General features: G+C 34.7%; 16 protein-coding genes and 2 pseudogenes. 11 read left to right on the top strand and 7 right to left on the bottom strand.

Going from position 1 to position 16,317, the window contains the following annotated elements:
- Positions 1 to 3: 3 nt before the first annotated feature.
- The 4 genes from priA to nadC all read right to left on the bottom strand — a co-directional run bounded on the left by priA (position 4) and on the right by nadC (position 4,854).
- Positions 4 to 2,484: a primosomal protein N' gene (gene priA, locus EKM01_RS09955; RefSeq protein ID WP_126743127.1), complete on the bottom strand. Its 2,481-nt coding sequence runs from the start codon at positions 2,482 to 2,484 to the stop codon at positions 4 to 6.
- A 77-nt stretch (positions 2,485 to 2,561) separates the two neighbouring features.
- Positions 2,562 to 2,990, bottom strand: coding sequence for a DUF2147 domain-containing protein (locus tag EKM01_RS09960; RefSeq protein WP_126553617.1), 429 nt, complete (start codon positions 2,988 to 2,990; stop codon positions 2,562 to 2,564).
- A gap of 101 nt (positions 2,991 to 3,091) precedes the next feature.
- Positions 3,092 to 4,000, bottom strand: a complete 909-nt coding sequence (locus EKM01_RS09965; RefSeq protein WP_126462949.1) for a YihY/virulence factor BrkB family protein — start codon at positions 3,998 to 4,000, stop codon at positions 3,092 to 3,094.
- The gene (gene nadC / locus EKM01_RS09970) at positions 3,997 to 4,854 is read right to left on the bottom strand and encodes a carboxylating nicotinate-nucleotide diphosphorylase (protein WP_126562415.1); all 858 of its coding nucleotides are present in this window, start codon (positions 4,852 to 4,854) and stop codon (positions 3,997 to 3,999) included. Before nadC ends, EKM01_RS09965 begins: the two co-directional genes overlap by 4 nt.
- A gap of 285 nt (positions 4,855 to 5,139) precedes the next feature.
- Between nadC and EKM01_RS09975 the strand changes: the two genes are divergently transcribed.
- The 3 genes and pseudogenes from EKM01_RS09975 (at position 5,140) to rlmH (ending at position 6,789) form a co-directional block, all read left to right on the top strand.
- Entirely contained in the window at positions 5,140 to 5,574 is a 435-nt protein-coding gene (locus tag EKM01_RS09975) for a hypothetical protein (protein WP_126553613.1), read from the top strand.
- 203 nt (positions 5,575 to 5,777) lie between these two features.
- Positions 5,778 to 6,104: pseudogene (locus EKM01_RS09980) on the top strand (CIA30 family protein).
- 211 nt (positions 6,105 to 6,315) lie between these two features.
- Positions 6,316 to 6,789, top strand: a complete 474-nt coding sequence (gene rlmH / locus EKM01_RS09985; RefSeq protein ID WP_126462955.1) for a 23S rRNA (pseudouridine(1915)-N(3))-methyltransferase RlmH — start codon at positions 6,316 to 6,318, stop codon at positions 6,787 to 6,789.
- Between the two features lie 463 nt (positions 6,790 to 7,252).
- On the opposite strand, the gene EKM01_RS14820 is transcribed toward rlmH, so the two are convergent.
- Positions 7,253 to 7,441: a hypothetical protein gene (locus EKM01_RS14820; protein WP_233589320.1), complete on the bottom strand. Its 189-nt coding sequence runs from the start codon at positions 7,439 to 7,441 to the stop codon at positions 7,253 to 7,255.
- A 2-nt stretch (positions 7,442 to 7,443) separates the two neighbouring features.
- Positions 7,444 to 8,268 (bottom strand): dihydropteroate synthase, encoded by an 825-nt coding sequence (gene folP / locus EKM01_RS09995; RefSeq protein WP_126562418.1) that lies wholly within the window; start codon positions 8,266 to 8,268, stop codon positions 7,444 to 7,446.
- Between the two features lie 109 nt (positions 8,269 to 8,377).
- On the opposite strand from folP, the gene EKM01_RS10000 reads away from it, so the two are divergent.
- From EKM01_RS10000 to tpiA, 5 genes and pseudogenes are all read left to right on the top strand, one after another.
- A complete protein-coding gene (locus tag EKM01_RS10000; RefSeq protein WP_126553609.1) occupies positions 8,378 to 8,923 on the top strand; it encodes a DUF1599 domain-containing protein in 546 nt (181 codons plus the stop codon).
- Between the two features lie 104 nt (positions 8,924 to 9,027).
- Entirely contained in the window at positions 9,028 to 10,128 is a 1,101-nt protein-coding gene (locus tag EKM01_RS10005; protein WP_126768172.1) for a BT_3928 family protein, read from the top strand.
- A gap of 72 nt (positions 10,129 to 10,200) precedes the next feature.
- Positions 10,201 to 10,823: pseudogene (locus tag EKM01_RS10010) on the top strand (ABC transporter permease); the annotation flags it as partial.
- A 263-nt stretch (positions 10,824 to 11,086) separates the two neighbouring features.
- Complete coding sequence (locus tag EKM01_RS10015; RefSeq protein ID WP_126462962.1) at positions 11,087 to 11,581, top strand: TlpA disulfide reductase family protein; 495 nt, start codon at positions 11,087 to 11,089, stop codon at positions 11,579 to 11,581.
- Between the two features lie 86 nt (positions 11,582 to 11,667).
- Complete coding sequence (gene tpiA, locus EKM01_RS10020) at positions 11,668 to 12,420, top strand: triose-phosphate isomerase (protein ID WP_126768175.1); 753 nt, start codon at positions 11,668 to 11,670, stop codon at positions 12,418 to 12,420.
- A 51-nt stretch (positions 12,421 to 12,471) separates the two neighbouring features.
- On the opposite strand, the gene EKM01_RS10025 is transcribed toward tpiA, so the two are convergent.
- A complete protein-coding gene (locus EKM01_RS10025; protein WP_126562428.1) occupies positions 12,472 to 13,695 on the bottom strand; it encodes a porin in 1,224 nt (407 codons plus the stop codon).
- Between the two features lie 95 nt (positions 13,696 to 13,790).
- Between EKM01_RS10025 and prmA the strand changes: the two genes are divergently transcribed.
- From prmA to EKM01_RS10040, 3 genes are all read left to right on the top strand, one after another.
- On the top strand, positions 13,791 to 14,624 hold the full coding sequence (gene prmA / locus EKM01_RS10030) for a 50S ribosomal protein L11 methyltransferase (protein ID WP_126768178.1): 834 nt from the start codon (positions 13,791 to 13,793) through the stop codon (positions 14,622 to 14,624).
- 46 nt (positions 14,625 to 14,670) lie between these two features.
- A complete protein-coding gene (locus tag EKM01_RS10035; RefSeq protein ID WP_126515052.1) occupies positions 14,671 to 14,946 on the top strand; it encodes an ATP-dependent Clp protease adaptor ClpS in 276 nt (91 codons plus the stop codon).
- 92 nt (positions 14,947 to 15,038) lie between these two features.
- Positions 15,039 to 16,310 carry a sterol desaturase family protein gene (locus EKM01_RS10040; protein ID WP_126553599.1) on the top strand — a complete coding sequence of 424 codons (1,272 nt, stop codon included), beginning with the start codon at positions 15,039 to 15,041 and terminating at the stop codon, positions 16,308 to 16,310.
- Positions 16,311 to 16,317 lie beyond the last annotated feature (7 nt).

A 16,317-nucleotide genomic window follows, 5' to 3' on the forward strand; every position in this document is an offset into this window, starting at 1 on the left:
TTATCAATAAAAATCTACATTTGAAGTTACTTTTATAGCTCTGAACTGAGCAACAGCCTCAAAACTATTTAGCATTTTCTGAATCGTTTTTTTTGTGTTCCCAATAGACACATTTTGAGGTATTTTGATAATAATCATACGAATGTATTCGTTTCTAATCCTGCTGATAGCTGGTTCTTCCGGACCCAATACTGGCATATTTAAGTTTTGACTTATCACTTGATACAGCCACATAGCACCTTCCTTTAACTTATCAAAATCACGTTGTTTTAGCGTTAGTTTTATAAGCCTGAAATACGGTGGATATTTATAAATTTGTCGGTCATACAATTGTTCGTTATACATTCCAAAATAATCGTTCTTAGTCACTTGTTGTATTGTATTGTGATTGGGATTGTAGGTTTGTATGATCACTTTCCCTTGTTTTTGAGAACGTCCTGCTCTACCGGCAACTTGAGTCATCATCTGAAAACTTCTCTCAAAAGCTCTAAAATCAGGATGATATAACATATTATCCGCATTCATTATTCCTACTAAACTCACGTTGTCAAAATCCAACCCTTTGGCCAGCATTTGGGTTCCTACTAATATGTCCATTTCTCTGTTCTTAAAACTATCAATGATTTTTTCGAAACCAAATTTTCCTCGGGTCGTATCCTGATCCATTCTCCCTATTTTTGAATTTGGAAAAATAGACAGTAATTCTTGTTCAATTTGTTCGGTTCCAAAGCCTTTTGTAGTCAAATCAACACTAGAACATTCGTGACAATGTGTAGGTTTAGCCATGGTGTATCCACAATAATGACAACGCAACTGGTTTTTATGCTTGTGATAAGTCAAACTTACGTCGCACTGTTGGCATTGAGGTACATGACCGCAAGTGATACATTCAATTACAGGAGAATATCCTCTGCGGTTTTGAAACAAAATCACTTGCTCTCCTAAAGACAACGCGTTTGTAATTTCTTCAATTAAAACGTCACTAAAATGTCCTGTCATTTTTTTTCGAAAGTATTTGTCTTTCAAATCCACCAATTCAATATTGGGCATCCTGACATTCCCGAAACGTTCCGAAATTTCGACCAGACCAAATTTATCTGATTTGGCATTAAAATACGTTTCTATACTTGGCGTAGCCGAACCCAAAAGCACTTTTGCCTTGTGGGAATGTGCTAAAACTATAGCCGCATCCCGGGCGTGATACCGCGGAGCCGGATCTGCCTGCTTGAAGGTTTGCTCGTGTTCTTCATCTACAATTATGAACCCTAAATTATGAAAAGGCAAAAACAAAGCGGACCTCGCTCCAATTACCACTTGCGCTTTCTCAGAATTTTGCAAAACTTGATTCCACACCTCAATCCGTTCATTATTGTTATATTTCGAATGAAAAACCGCTACTTTATTTCCAAAATAACTTCTTAATCGACCTACTAATTGAGTCGTCAAGGCAATTTCAGGCAGTAAATACAGGATTTGTTTTCCCGTTGCCAAATATTCTTCGATGAGTTTGATGTAAATTTCCGTTTTTCCACTGGATGTTACTCCGTGTAATAAACAGACTTCTTTTAGAATAAAACGATCTTTAATTTCTTCGAAAGCAGCTTGTTGCGCCTGACTCAACTGTAATTCTTCATCACGAATTTTTCCGTTGAAATGTACTCTGTCTTCCTGCAAAAAATAATCTTCGAATATTTCTTTCTCGATTAAAGCTTTAACAATTGCCGAAGAAGAATTAGCTTGCTCAACTAATTTTTTTACGGTAATGGGTTTAGCTCCGTTCCTTTCGGCCTCGCCTTGGGACTTTTGCGTTGCGCTCAATTGAAAATAGTGCATTACAATTTCCTTTTGTTTGTTGGCATTTTTCAGCGTCTCAAGTAATTCGCTTAAGCCTTGATTGGATTCGTATTTAGGGTGCAGCCGCACGTAGCGAACTAATTTAGGTTTGTAGCTTTCCTGTATTTCTTCCTGAAGCACCAAGATGTTCTTATCAACTAGTTTTTGAATAACAGGAAAGATATTTTTCTTGTTTAAAATAGCAATAATATCTTGAATTTTTAGCGAATTCTGCTGTTGCAAAGCTTCGTAAACCAGGAACTCATCATCCGAAAGAAGATTGGTATCCACAAATAAATCCGTTTTTTGAGAAATTAGGGTTTCGCTTTCCAGCAAAAGAGCACTTGGCATGGCACCACGATACACATCTCCAATGGCACACATATAATAGGAAGCGATCCACTGCCAATGTGCAATCTGGATTTCAGTTACGATGGGCTTTTCATCCAGAATTTGATGGATTTCCTTCGCATCATACAACTCTGGTTTGTTTTGATGAGTTTCAATAACTAAAGCCGTAAAAATTTTACTTTTCCCAAAAGGAACAGCTACCCGCATTCCTTTTTTGATGTATAAAAACTCCGTTTCGGAAACGCTATACGTGAATGTTTTAGCTAAGGAAAGAGGTAAAATTACTTCTGCAAAATACATTTATAATCAATTATGAGTTATCAATTTGAGTGATGTGTTGAATTTTTACTTTGAACCCATAACTCCTAATTTCACACTTATTTTACTCTGTTCCAAGTTTGTGTTCTTCCAAATAAGGCCACACCAATATATCCTCGAACGTTCAGTTTATCAGTACCATTCAAAACCAAAGAACATTTGTAGAGCTTCCCCGTAGTTGGATCCAAAATTTTTCCTGAATTGTATTCTTTACCATCTTTAGTAAGGCCTTTGATAATCACAAGCCCCATAATAGGCTTATTTTTTTCATCACCGGAACATGCTGTACATACACTTTTTTTCTTTTCGGTATCTAATATGTCAACGATTTTTCCGTAAATTTTACCGGAACGTTCGTAGATTTCGACTATTGATTTGGCTTTGCCTGTTTCGTCATCAATGGTTTTCCATTTTCCGATAACGCTATGCGTTTGTCCATAAAAGGCCATCGAAATAAATAATACCAGAATTGTAATTGTATTTTTCATCTTTTTCTTTTTAGAGCCCTGATAGCCTTGAAAATCCTGTCATGGCAAGAAACGAATAACAGGAAATAATTCTTAATTTTGATACTATTTTGGTTTGAAAATTATATTTTTTTTGCTTTCAGTTTATTTACTGTGGCATTCAATTCAAAACCCAACAGTAATATCATGCAGTTGATCCAAATATAAAACATCAAAACCAATAATGTTCCTATTGAGCCATATAATTCATTGTATTGTGAAAATTTTGTGACCCAAATTCCAAAACCGTATGAATCCAGCAGAATCAATATTGTTGTAAATACAGAGCCAATAGAGATAAAAGCTCTGTTTTTATAATACTTAGTTCCAAACTTAAAAAGTATAGAAGTAGTAGCTAAAATCATCAAAATCACGAATGCATAACGTCCTAAAATAATTAGTTGCAGCTGATCGCTAAATACTGTTTTCTGTATAAATACCTCAAAAACAACAATTATTGCAACCGTTACAATTAAAAGTAAAGACAGCAATAATGACATTCCTAATGCGACTAAATACTGACGGATAAACCCTCGTTTGATCAGGACGTGTCTGGAAGATTCAAAACCTCCCAGAATTCCATTTAATCCATTTGCCATTAATAAAATGGAGAGCAAAAACCCATAGGAAACTAATCCTGAGTGGCTGTTATTAAGAATATCATTGATGATTTTATAAATAGCATCATAGGTATTGGGCGGAACTCCATCCTTTACAAATTGAAGAAAATCATTCTGAAAACCTTCAATAGGTATGTAAGGAATAAGATTTAAGATGAACAGCGCAAAAGGAAATAAGGCCATGAAAAAACTAAATGCAATTGCACTGGCATGATAGGTTACCGCACTCTCCACAATCCCAAGTCCGTAAAGTTCTAACAAATCGTATAAGGACAAGCCTTCTAGCCAAGGAAGCTTGATCTTTTTTAGCACATGAACCAGATTGCGAATTATCGGGATTTTTTCGAGCTTAACCTCTATCTCTTTACTCATATTGCTTTTAAACTCAAATCCATGTTGTAAACGGAATGCGTCAAGGAACCTGACGAAATATAATCTACTCCACATTCTGCATACTTGCGAATGGTATTTTCATTTATATTTCCGGAAGATTCAGTCCGGCATTTATCCCCAATCAAAGCTACTGCTTTTATCGTATCCTCATAATTAAAATTATCAATCAAAATCCGGGATATTCCTTCACTTTCGAGAATTTCTTTTATTTCGGCTAAATTTCTGGCTTCGACAATGATTTTAAGATCCAGATTATTTTCCTTGAGGTAGGCTTTGGTTTTGGCAATGGCCAAGGTAATTCCGCCTGCAAAATCATTATGATTGTCCTTGAGCATTATCATATCATACAAAGCATACCGGTGGTTTTCACCGCCACCAATTTTGACTGCCCATTTCTCACAGGCCCTGAATCCCGGTGTTGTTTTGCGGGTATCGAGAATTTTTGTATTTAGCCCTGTTACTAAACGAACGTATTCTTTGGTTTTAGTTGCTATAGCTGACATTCTTTGCATTGAATTCAAAACTACACGTTCTGATTTTAAAATAGATTGTGAACTTCCCGAAACATGAAAAACAACATCTCCCTTTTTTACTGAAGTTCCGTCCTTAATAAAAGTCTCTATTTGTAAATTAGGGTCTACATACTCAAAAATCATTTTGGCAAAAGCCACGCCTGCAATAATACCGTCTTCTTTTACCAATAATTTTGCTTTTCCTGTGGCCGATGCCGGAATACAAGCCAAAGAGCTATAATCTCCAGGGCCCACATCCTCCCTAATGGCGTTTTGTATTAGTATTTGTAACTCGTTATTGAATTGTGCTTCGCTAATCATTTTATAGAAAATTTATGGAATGCTAAAGTAGCATATATTTTGTGGATTTGAAAATTTGAGAGTTGGCTTCTTTGGATAAAGAAACAAATGAATCTATTTTATCAAGAAAAAAACTAGACATATTAAAGATCTAATTGTAGAAAACAACACAGTTACCATACGCAATTACAGCTTTACACATTGACTTTAGGCGCTCTAGCTATTTAAACCCATAAATCAATTGTTTATTTAGGGCAGTACTATTTAAAATCCTATATTTGGATTTAGTAACTAAATCACTATTTTATGAAATCTTATTTTAGCCTGCTTTTTGTATCGTCACTACTTTTTATTTCTTGTAAAAAGGAAGTAGACATACAAAATACTACTCCGACAAATATCGTTCCTTTTACTGAAGTTGGCAGACAAATGCAGAACCAATCGCAAACTACCACTCAGCAACAACAAAATACGGATCCTACTGCTGTTGCCACTGGCGCAAATCCAGCTCATGGTCAACCTGGTCACCGATGTGATATAGCCGTTGGTGCTCCTTTGAACTCCCCGGCTGCTACAAATGCTTCTGCTACGCCACAACAAAACGCGCCTGTTCAGGCTAATACAGTCTCAACTGCAACAACGCAAGACCAGGGAACTCCTACGGCTGAAGGAATGAATCCGCCACACGGACAAACCAATCACCGCTGTGATATTGCTGTGGGTGCTCCGTTGCCTAAATAGGAATTTGAATGCTCCTCAAAAATAAAAACTGGCGTAGATCCTCAAGAGTTTAGGTCCGTTTTAGTTTTTGAATCCTACCGCGTGATAGTAATTTGTTCAGCGAAAAGATGTTACAATACCAACCAACAATGACACCTGTACTAATTTTTGATTTTAATTTAAATAGCGATCTAAGCAATTGGAAAATTGTAAATGATGCTGTGATGGGAGGAATATCCAAAAGTACATCTTATTTAGAACTCAAATGGAAAGGGAACCTTTGAAGGTACTGTTTCATTAGAAAACAATGGCGGATTTTGTGCTGTGAAATATGTTTTTGAACCAATGTATCTAAAACCTGCTAAACATATTGCATCCACATTAAAGGAGACGGCAAACAATACCAATTTAGAGTGAAGATAAATCGTACAGACCCACATTCGTGTGTATTCCCTTTTCAAACTACCACTGATTGGCAAACAATTGAAATTCCATTCACCCAGTTGTATCCAGCTTTCAGAGGACGAAAATTAGATCAGCCTAATCATTGACGGTTCTAAATTAGAGGAAAATGCTTTCCTGATAGGCAATAAGAAAGAAGAGTCATTTCAATTGCTAATTGATCGCATTGAGGTAAAATAAATAGCATCTTAGCTTTCGTAATTTTATAAATTTAAAAATCAGATTATTAATTTCCATTAAAGAGAATGTAATTTAAAACTGCTAATTTTTCTATCTTTGCATCTCTGAAATCTAACAAAAATGAACATCAAATTGATTGCTATCGGTAAAACTGATAACAAAGCGCTACAATCCTTGATCGACGATTACACCAAGCGTTTGTCTTTTTACATTAAATTCGATTTAGATATTATTCCTGATATCAAGAACGTAAAAAACTTATCGGAAAGTCAACAAAAAGAGAAGGAAGGCGAATTAATTTTAGCAAAAATCACACCAACGGACCAACTTATTTTGTTGGATGAAAACGGGAAAAATTTTTCCAGCGTTGGCTTCTCAGAAGAATTACAAAAGAAAATGAATTCCGGAGTAAAGACTTTAGTTTTTGTTATTGGCGGTCCTTATGGGTTTTCGGATACGGTTTATGCTAAAGCACAAGGAAAAATATCGTTGTCTTTAATGACTTTTTCGCATCAGATGGTTCGGTTGTTCTTTATCGAACAATTGTATCGTGGATTCACGATCTTGAAAAACGAACCGTATCATCATCAGTAATTATTTCGTTTGAAGTGTTCTTTTTTTAAAGTTTAGTAAATAAATTCTTGATTACTTTTCATTTGTACTTTTAAACTTTCAATAAAAATTTTGTTTTGTATATAACTTCCAAAGCTTAAATTTTCATCAAACCTAAATAAAAAAGTAGTTGCAACGTCTTTGGGTAAAACAGTATTAATTAAATCTTGAAGCTTTTCTTTTTTGAAAACTTGATTCTCAATTAAAATCTCATTATTCTTATTGAAAATATGATGGTTCCAATTGGTTTTTCCAATTTATAAAACACATTGGTAAAAGGTATAAAAACTAAATTTTTTCCGATTGTATTAGCATAAGAATAATAATTTTCGGTCTTTTCATTCTTGTGTGCTTTTTCTTAGCGCTTCTTTTGTTGCAACCTCATAATATCCGGAATAGCAAGTCGTAACGGTTAACGTTTGTCTACATTGAGAATCCAATTGGTCTAAATAATACTGTTTTTACGGTTTACTTCAGCCAGCGTATCCAAGCCTTTTGTTCTAAAAAAAATATAGATTGGCGAAAGATCCTCTACAACTTTGACAATTGAAATATTTGATTTTGGCAATAAAACCGCTTCTTTATTTCCACAGGAAAAAAGAGTAAAAAGAACAATCAACATAAAATATTTCATCGTTATAAATTGATTTTATTGAATAATGTAACGCATTCCACAGCTTCTTTTACATCGTGAACACGAAGGATTTTTGCGTCTTTGGTCAATGCCAAAGTATTTAAAACTGTAGTTCCATTTAATGCATTTTCGATTGAAGTATCTAGGGTTTTATAAATCATGGATTTTCTGGAAACTCCTACAAGAAGTGGTAATTTCAAGATGTTAAACAAGTCCATTTTTTGAAAAACTTCATAATTTTGTGCTATTGTTTTGGCAAAGCCAAAGCCCGGATCAATAATTAAATCATTGATTCCAAAACTTCTGGCCATAGCTACTTTTTCAGAAAAATAGAACACCATTTCTTTTACAATATCATCGTAATCCGTAAGTGTTTGCATCGTTTGCGGATTGCCTCGCATGTGCATCATAATATACGGAACATTGTATTTTGCAATTATCTCCAGCATTTTGTCGTCTAGATTTCCGGCTGCAATATCATTGATGATAGCCGCACCACTTTCAATCGATGCTCTTGCTACTTCGCTTCTAAAGGTATCAATAGAGATTATTGTTTCTGGAAACTGCTTTAGAATCAAATCAATAACAGGAACAATTCTGGAAATTTCATCTTGTTCCGAAACGAATTCTGCATTTGGTTTGCTCGAATAAGTACCTACATCTATAAAAGTTGCGCCATCAAGCAGCATTTTTTCAGTATGAGAAAGGATTTCGGTTTCATTCTTATACTTTCCTCCATCAAAAAAAGAGTTGGGTGTCACATTCAAAATTCCCATTACTTTGGGAGTTGATAGATCAATGAGTATTCCTTTACAATTAATTGTCATTCTTTTTTAGTTTTAAAACTACTACTTTCAACATTATTTACCCTTCATTCTGCATTCAAAAAAATTATTCTTATTTTTGAAAAAATTTGAATACAAATATACACCAATAATGAAGAATACTTCAAAGGAATATGATGCTGTGATTGCGACTTGTCGGGCACTGTATATCAACAAAATGAAAGATTACGGATGTGCTTGGCGCATTTTGAGACTGCCTTCATTAACGGATCAAATCTATATTAAGGCCCAAAGAATCCGAAGTTTACAAGAAAATGAAATCCGCAAAATTGATGAAGATGAAACGGGTGAATTCATTGGGATCATCAATTATGCTCTCATGGCGTTGATTCAATTGGAATTAGGCGTTGCAGATCAGCCTGATTTAAGTGTGGAAAAGGCAACCAAATTATACGATGCCAAAATCAAACTAACCAAGGAATTAATGGAAGACAAAAATCATGATTACGGGGAAGCTTGGCGCGAAATGCGTGTGAGTTCACTAACAGATTTAATTTTGCAAAAACTACTTCGTGTCAAACAAATTGAAGACAACAAAGGAAAAACATTAGTTTCTGAAGGAATCGATGCTAATTATCAGGACATGATAAATTATTCGGTTTTTGCCTTGATTCTAATGGGTTTTGGAAATAAATAATAAAAAGCAATAACTAAACATGAAATCACTGGGATTCCAAAATCACAAACTGTAATCCAGAATGGCGATACCATATTCCATTAAAAAACAAATATTATCTTCATATGAAAAATATAATTACTCAATTTTCTAGAATTTTCGTGGGAATCCTATTCATAATCTCCGGATTAATCAAACTGAATGACCCTGTTGGTTTTTCTTATAAATTGGCGGAGTATTTCAGTGAACCCGTATTCAACATGCCCTTTTTTGTTCCGTTTGCACTGGGAATCGCCCTGTTTTTAGTGATTCTTGAAGTGGTTTTGGGGATTATGTTACTCATTGGATACAAGACTAAAGTCACGGTTTGGAGTTTATTGGTTTTGATTGTAATGTTTACCTTCCTAACTTTTTATTCCGCTTATTTCAATGTAGTAAAAGATTGTGGCTGTTTTGGCGATGCGCTAAAACTAACACCATGGCAATCGTTTACAAAGGATATTGTGTTGTTGTTCTTTATTCTGGTATTGTTCTTTAACAAAAAATTAATCCAACCCTTATTTAGAACTACCGTTCAAAACATAATTATTTATGCCAGTATCGTTTTATCAGCCTTTATGGGCGTTATCGTTTTAAACCATTTGCCATTAATAGATTTTAGACCATTCAAGGTAGGAAATAATATTCAACAAGGAATGCAAATCCCTGACGGCGCTGATAAATCAGCGGTAGAAATGGTGTTTATATACAAAGTGAATGGTGTAGACAAAGAATTTACCGAAAAAGACCTAATGTCGATTCCTGAAGGCGCCGTATTTGTAGACCGAAAAGACAAAGTCGTCACAGAAGGATATGTTCCTCCTATTCATGACTTCACGATGGAAAAAGACGGTTCGGATTATAAAGATCAGTTCTTGCGAGAGCCAAAATTGATGTTGATTGTAGCCTATAATTTAGTGAATGCCGATAAAGCGGGAATGGGCAAAATGGAAAAACTGTATTTAGATGCAAAAACAAAAGGATATAAGGTAATTGGAATGACATCTTCCTTACCGGAAGAGATAGCTGCAGCAAAAAAACAATATGGATTGACATTTGACTTTTATTTTTGTGATGCCATCACATTAAAAACAATTGAAAGAGCCAATCCAAGTATTGTATTGCTCGAGAAAGGAACAATCACACAAAAACTTCATCATAACGACGTCAAAGACTTAAGATTATAAGAATAGGACGGTTCTGATTTACGGTATTACAGAACTTTAACCGCTAATTATTTTTACCCATTAAAAGCATTTATGTTAAAATGTTTTCTTAGTAAAATTGGATCTGCACTGCTTACTCTTTTTGGAGTGTTTACAGTGATATTATTTTTGTTTACTGTTTTGCCTGGGGATCCTGCACGCATGATGCTGGATCAAAATGAAAATTCAGAACAACTGGCCATTGTAAAAAAGAAATATGGTTTTGATAAACCTATTGCTACTCAATACTTGTATTATCTGAATGACCTGTTGCCTATTTCTTTGCACAGTGATACCCAATCCGATTATACTTTCTGAGCGAGGGAAAATACAATGCGGTACCCCTTTTTGGAATTGGTACAAATGAATTGGTTTTGAAAACCCCCTATTTAAGAGAAAGTTTTCAAAAAAGCGGAAAAAAAGTTTCTCAAATTATTGGACATACATTGCCAAGCACAGCCGTATTAGCCATATTTGCCATAGGTATCGCTATTGTTTTTGGAATTGTTTTTGGTATTATTTCTGCCTTATACAAAGATACCTGGATCGATCGCCTAATTGCTTTAATCAGTACTTTAGGGATGAGCATTCCTTCCTTTTTCAGTGCAATCCTATTTGCCAGGCTCTTTGGATTTGTATTACAAAAATAAACGCAGTTTAATATGCCCGGAAGCCTATAAGAAGTACATAATTTCGGTGAAGGAAGTTATATTCAATGGATTTTGTATATGCATATTTAGATCCCAAAATAAGACTGGGATAATCACTGTATTTTGACAAGAAATAGCATTTCCAAAGTAACAACAGGTTTGATGTTGTCTAAATCTCATCAACTATAACGATATTGCTGAAGCATTTTTGAATTCCGCTTTCAAAATATGGTATTCTGCACAACTCAATCCAATTGTTTGTTTAACTTTGTTTAAAAAACAACTCTATAATGAAACAAATACTACTACTTCTAATATCTATTGTAGCTTTTTCTTGCGCAAAAGAGGGAAAAACTGAATTTTCTAAAACGGCTTTGTCTGAAACCCTACTAGCCACTGACGGAAGTCAGGTTGCTTTTCAGGATGTTTTAAAAAAACACGAAGGCAAAACTATAGTAATTGAAGTTTGGGCTTCTTGGTGTGGGGATTGTGTCAAAGCAATGCCAAAAATCAAAGAATTACAAGCGAACAATCCTGATGTTGCTTATTTATTTATTTCAATGGACAAAACTGCCGATAAATGGAAAGTTGGAATTGAAAAACACGAATTGAAAGGAGATCATTTCATGGCAAATGACCAAATGGGAGGTGTATTTGCAAAAGCCATTGACCTAGATTGGATTCCAAGATATATCATTGTGGACAAAACCGGAAAAATTGCTTTATACCGCGCTATTGAAACTGATTTTGACACGATTAACGAGACTTTAGAAAATTTAAAATAAAGCATTCAAACACCATTTGAGATGCAGTTCTTATCATTTGAAAAACTTCAAAAAACGAAACCAAAAACTAAATATAACACGACAAAATGAGAAAGAAGATTGTTGCAGGAAACTGGAAAATGCATAAAAATGCAGAGCAAACAGAAGATTTATTAAATGAATTAATAGCAAAAATCCCTACAGATACTGCTGTGCAAATAATTGTAGCGCCAACATTTGTAAACCTGGCTTCTGCTGTAGATCATTTAGAATTTACCAATATAGATGTTGCTGCACAAAACGTTCATCAAGCAGAAAGCGGTGCTTTCACGGGTGAAATTTCGGCAGATATGTTAAAAAGTGTAGGTGTAGACATTGTCATTTTAGGACACTCCGAACGCAGAGCCATTTTTCAGGAAACAGATGCTTTAATTGCAAATAAAGTAAATACGGCTTTGGAACATGACATAAGAGTTATTTTTTGTTTTGGTGAAGAATTAAAAGACCGCCAATCAAAAAATCATTTTAATGTAGTTGAAAACCAATTGCGAGATGGTTTATTTCATATTGAGGCTAAAGACTGGGACAGTATCGTTTTAGCCTATGAGCCAGTTTGGGCAATAGGAACAGGAGAAACAGCTTCTCCGGAGCAAGCACAAGAAATGCATGAATTCATAAGAGAAACCGTTCGTAAAGCTTTTGGAAGCGATATTGCTGAAAACGTATCTATCCTATATGGAGGAAGCGTGAAACCGGATAATGCTAAAGAAATTTTCTCAAAACCAGATGTAGATGGAGGCCTCATTGGGGGTGCCGCACTAAAAGCTGATGATTTTGTAGCAATTGTAAAGGCTCTCTAAATTTCAATTTTAAACGTCATAAAAAAGCGGTGATTCATTTCATCGCTTTTTTTATATTCCTATTTCAACCTGAAAACGCAGGTGCCAGTTGTTCTTTGTATTACCGTCAAAATAATGTAGGGTATCAAAAGTCAATTCCGTTTGCAATTTAAAAGTGTGTTCCCAAATATATTTCGTCAAACCAATGGTATACTGTTTTGTGTTTGGTGCTAAAAGCTTAATGTCCTCGCCCACTTTTTGAGTAGAATACCGTCCGATAATCTCATAATTTGATAACAAATTATAACTCAATTGATGATCAAATCCGTTACCAACGTAAGCAAAATTAGATTGTGAAATATCATCCGGATTTATTGTAACTGCATTTCTTGGAGTAATTCTGGACATATAACTTGACATAGCGGCCCATCCGTTGTATTTAATCAAAACATCAAGCATCACTGATTTCATAGTGCGAGCTTCAAATAAATCATTTCCTAATTGACCTTGGGTTCTTTTGGCATGATTATTTTGCTGAAAAGCACCCGAAAGCATTAATTTCGGCTTTTTTTCTCTTACAATATCCCCTTCAAAATAGGTTCCGTCTCTTGAAAATGCCCCAAACGGTAACAACTCTACCTTTCCTGTTAAGGCAACACCTTCATCTGTATTCCCCGTGATATTTCGACCTTCTCCTGTTGAAATAGCTGTTTTGAAATTATAGGAAAATTTATCCCGAAATTCATTCATATTGTGAACTTGAAAACCAAAATCCCTGTCAATTGTAAATCTGGCATTGTTAATCGACCGGTCCGTTAACTGTAATCCGCCTGAAGAATTCACACGTTGGCGATTTCCTGGTAATTTTGTTTGTCCAAAACTGATATTCCAGTGTCTATTAGGTCTGTAAAAAACAACTGCATCTCTGATAATATTTATGTTCTCACCTTCTCTAATTTCACCAACATCGCCCGGAGCAAATGACAATTGAACTGCATATAAAAATTTTGGATTTCCCACATATCCGTCAAATCGCAAACGTAATCTTCGGATTTGTCCGTCATATCCCCTTTTTTCATCTTCATTTTCAATATAAGTCACCCTATTTTGCATTCGGAACCGAATATTCAATTGGTATAAACTATCCGGAGAAGTGATTCCAATTCCTTTACCAAAACTATAGTACGGAAGCGCCGATAATCTTAAGTCATTATCTTGTTTGCTTTGCTTGATATTCACCTGCGCATTGCTGGAAATGCAACTTACAAAGATCCAAAATAAAATTATTTTTTTCATGGTGTACTACTGTGTTTTGGGTACAAATGTAAAATAAAATTTGATTTACAAATACTCTTTAATATGCGATTGTTACCTTTGCAAAAAAAACAAGCATGTCAAATATTTATATAGCGTACCATTTTACTATTGAACCTAAAGAATTGGGGTCTGAAATCTTAATCGCGGAATTGGGAGAAAGAGCTTTTGAGAGTTTTACAGAAACTGAAACCGGGATTTCAGCTTTTGTGCAAAAGGATTTATGGAATGAAACCATCTTAGCGGATATCCATATTTTACAATCCGAAGAATTTACGATTGATTATACATTTGAAGAAATCGAACAAGTCAACTGGAATGAGGAATGGGAAAAGAATTTTGAAGCCATTGATGTCGACGGAAACTGTCATGTACGAGCACCATTCCATCCAAAAACAGATGCCGAATTTGATATTATAATTGAACCAAAAATGAGTTTTGGAACAGGGCACCATGAGACCACTCACATGATGATTCAGCATTTATTAGAAATAGATGTAACCGGGATGAAAACGCTCGATATGGGATGTGGAACAGCAATATTAGCAATTCTTGCCGAAAAGAAAGGAGCGCAACCAATTGATGCTATTGATATTGACAATTGGTGTTACTTGAATTCTATAGAAAATGCAGCACGTAATAACTGCAAACACATTACTGTTTATGAAGGGGAAGCCTCTTTATTAGAAGGTAAAAAATACGATTTGATTATAGCTAACATCAATAGGAATATTTTGTTGAACGATATGCAGAGTTACATAGACAGTTTAAATCCTGATGGAACGCTACTTTTAAGCGGTTTCTATCAGGAAGATATACCATTTATAGATGCCTCTTGTACCGAAAAAGGACTAACTTATGTTAAAAAATTTGAAAGAAACAATTGGGTATCTTTAAAATATGTAAATTAGTAGTATTATTTTTTTATTAATTACGAAAGTACAAAAAAACTACAAAATGAGTACTAAAGAAAAAGTAAGAGAAAGAGTCCATGTCAAAGAAGCCACCCGGCTGGATAACGAAATCATCGTTTACAATGATGATGTAAATACATTTGACCATGTTATTGACACCTTAATTCGCGTATGCAATCACACACCGGAACAAGCTGAACAATGTTCGTTAATTGTACATTATAACGGAAAATGTACTGTAAAAACAGGGCCTTACGACAAATTAAAACCACAATGCACGCAATTATTAGAAGCAGGATTAAATGCAGAAATAATTTAAGAATAATAAAAATTCCCTTTGACAAATAAATTACTGTGAATAATTAAAAAACATTCTCTTTTATTCTATATTTGAATAAAAAAAGTGTTCTTATGGAAGAATATGGTAAAATTTTAGTTTTTGTAATGCCCATTTTTTTGATATTAATTAGCATCGAAAAAATTTATGGGCATTACAAAGGGGAAGATACCGCACCTAATATGGATGCTGTTTCAAGCGTGAGCTCTGGAATGGTCAACTCCCTAAAAGATGTTTTAGGACTTAGTATCACACTGGTTTCTTACGATTGGATCGTATCTAAAATAGCTTTATTCAATCTTGAAGCTACCTTTTTAACCTATTTTATTGGATTTATAGCTATTGATTTTTATGGCTATTGGAGTCATCGTTTGTCGCATCAAATTAACTTTTTATGGAACAAACATGCGATACATCATAGCAGTGAAGAATTCAATTTGGCCTGTGCCCTACGCCAGCCCGTTTCCAGTTTTGTCAATCTGTTTACCTTTTTATTGATTCCAGCCGCACTTTTAGGAGTTCCCTCCAAAGTGATTGCGATAACCTTACCAATTCATTTATTCCTTCAATTTTGGTACCATACTAAGCACATCAAGAAAATTGGTTTTCTGGAAAGGATATTGGTTTCACCATCCCATCATAGGGTGCATCATGCCATCAATCCAGAATACATGGACAAGAACCATTCGCAAATATTCATCATTTGGGATAAATTGTTTGGTACTTTTCAAGCGGAATTAGAAAGCGTTCCACCTGTTTTTGGAATCACAAGACCAGCCAGAACCTGGAATCCGATCCGGATAAATTTTCAGCATTTATGGCTATTGATTACAGACGCTTGGCGCGCCGAAAACTGGAAAGATAAGTTTATCATTTGGTTTAAACCAACAGGCTGGCGTCCAGAAAATTTTGAAGAAAAATATCCCGTTGTCAAAATTACCAATGTTTATGATTTTGAAAAATACGGCGTTCAATATTCTAAAAAACTAATGTACTGGTCCTTATTTCAAGCAATTATAACGTTGTTACTTATCAGTTATATGTATAATTCTATCGCGGTGATAGGGTTGCCAAATGTATTTATTTACGGCGCATTCATCTTCCTGACCGTTTACAGTTACACGGAATTAATGGATACCCGCAAAATTTCCATCTTCTGGGAAAGTATCCGTTTTGTTTTTGGAATTGGACTAATTTTCTATTTTGGCGATTGGTTTGGAATGAATCAACTTTTTCCTTTTGCAAGTTATATTATTGGTGGTTATCTCCTTTTATCCTTGGCTGTAACGGTATATTTTGTCAGTATTAATTTTGAAAAAGATGTCATGATTACCGTTCAATCTTAAAAAAAAT

The sequence above is a fragment of the Flavobacterium sp. RSP46 genome (genome assembly GCF_003984825.1).
Classification (GTDB): Bacteria; Bacteroidota; Bacteroidia; order Flavobacteriales; family Flavobacteriaceae; genus Flavobacterium.

What these genes read in the sequence shown, in the direction of transcription:
- priA (WP_126743127.1), bottom strand. Translation starts at nt 2,484, where the DNA reads ATGTATTTTGCAGAAGTAATTTTACCTCTTTCCTTAGCTAAAACATTC.
- EKM01_RS09960 (WP_126553617.1), bottom strand. Translation starts at nt 2,990, where the DNA reads ATGAAAAATACAATTACAATTCTGGTATTATTTATTTCGATGGCCTTT.
- EKM01_RS09965 (WP_126462949.1), bottom strand. Translation starts at nt 4,000, where the DNA reads ATGAGTAAAGAGATAGAGGTTAAGCTCGAAAAAATCCCGATAATTCGC.
- nadC (WP_126562415.1), bottom strand. Translation starts at nt 4,854, where the DNA reads ATGATTAGCGAAGCACAATTCAATAACGAGTTACAAATACTAATACAA.
- EKM01_RS09975 (WP_126553613.1), top strand. Translation starts at nt 5,140, where the DNA reads ATGAAATCTTATTTTAGCCTGCTTTTTGTATCGTCACTACTTTTTATT.
- rlmH (WP_126462955.1), top strand. Translation starts at nt 6,316, where the DNA reads ATGAACATCAAATTGATTGCTATCGGTAAAACTGATAACAAAGCGCTA.
- EKM01_RS14820 (WP_233589320.1), bottom strand. Translation starts at nt 7,441, where the DNA reads ATGAAATATTTTATGTTGATTGTTCTTTTTACTCTTTTTTCCTGTGGA.
- folP (WP_126562418.1), bottom strand. Translation starts at nt 8,268, where the DNA reads ATGACAATTAATTGTAAAGGAATACTCATTGATCTATCAACTCCCAAA.
- EKM01_RS10000 (WP_126553609.1), top strand. Translation starts at nt 8,378, where the DNA reads ATGAAGAATACTTCAAAGGAATATGATGCTGTGATTGCGACTTGTCGG.
- EKM01_RS10005 (WP_126768172.1), top strand. Translation starts at nt 9,028, where the DNA reads ATGAAAAATATAATTACTCAATTTTCTAGAATTTTCGTGGGAATCCTA.
- EKM01_RS10015 (WP_126462962.1), top strand. Translation starts at nt 11,087, where the DNA reads ATGAAACAAATACTACTACTTCTAATATCTATTGTAGCTTTTTCTTGC.
- tpiA (WP_126768175.1), top strand. Translation starts at nt 11,668, where the DNA reads ATGAGAAAGAAGATTGTTGCAGGAAACTGGAAAATGCATAAAAATGCA.
- EKM01_RS10025 (WP_126562428.1), bottom strand. Translation starts at nt 13,695, where the DNA reads ATGAAAAAAATAATTTTATTTTGGATCTTTGTAAGTTGCATTTCCAGC.
- prmA (WP_126768178.1), top strand. Translation starts at nt 13,791, where the DNA reads ATGTCAAATATTTATATAGCGTACCATTTTACTATTGAACCTAAAGAA.
- EKM01_RS10035 (WP_126515052.1), top strand. Translation starts at nt 14,671, where the DNA reads ATGAGTACTAAAGAAAAAGTAAGAGAAAGAGTCCATGTCAAAGAAGCC.
- EKM01_RS10040 (WP_126553599.1), top strand. Translation starts at nt 15,039, where the DNA reads ATGGAAGAATATGGTAAAATTTTAGTTTTTGTAATGCCCATTTTTTTG.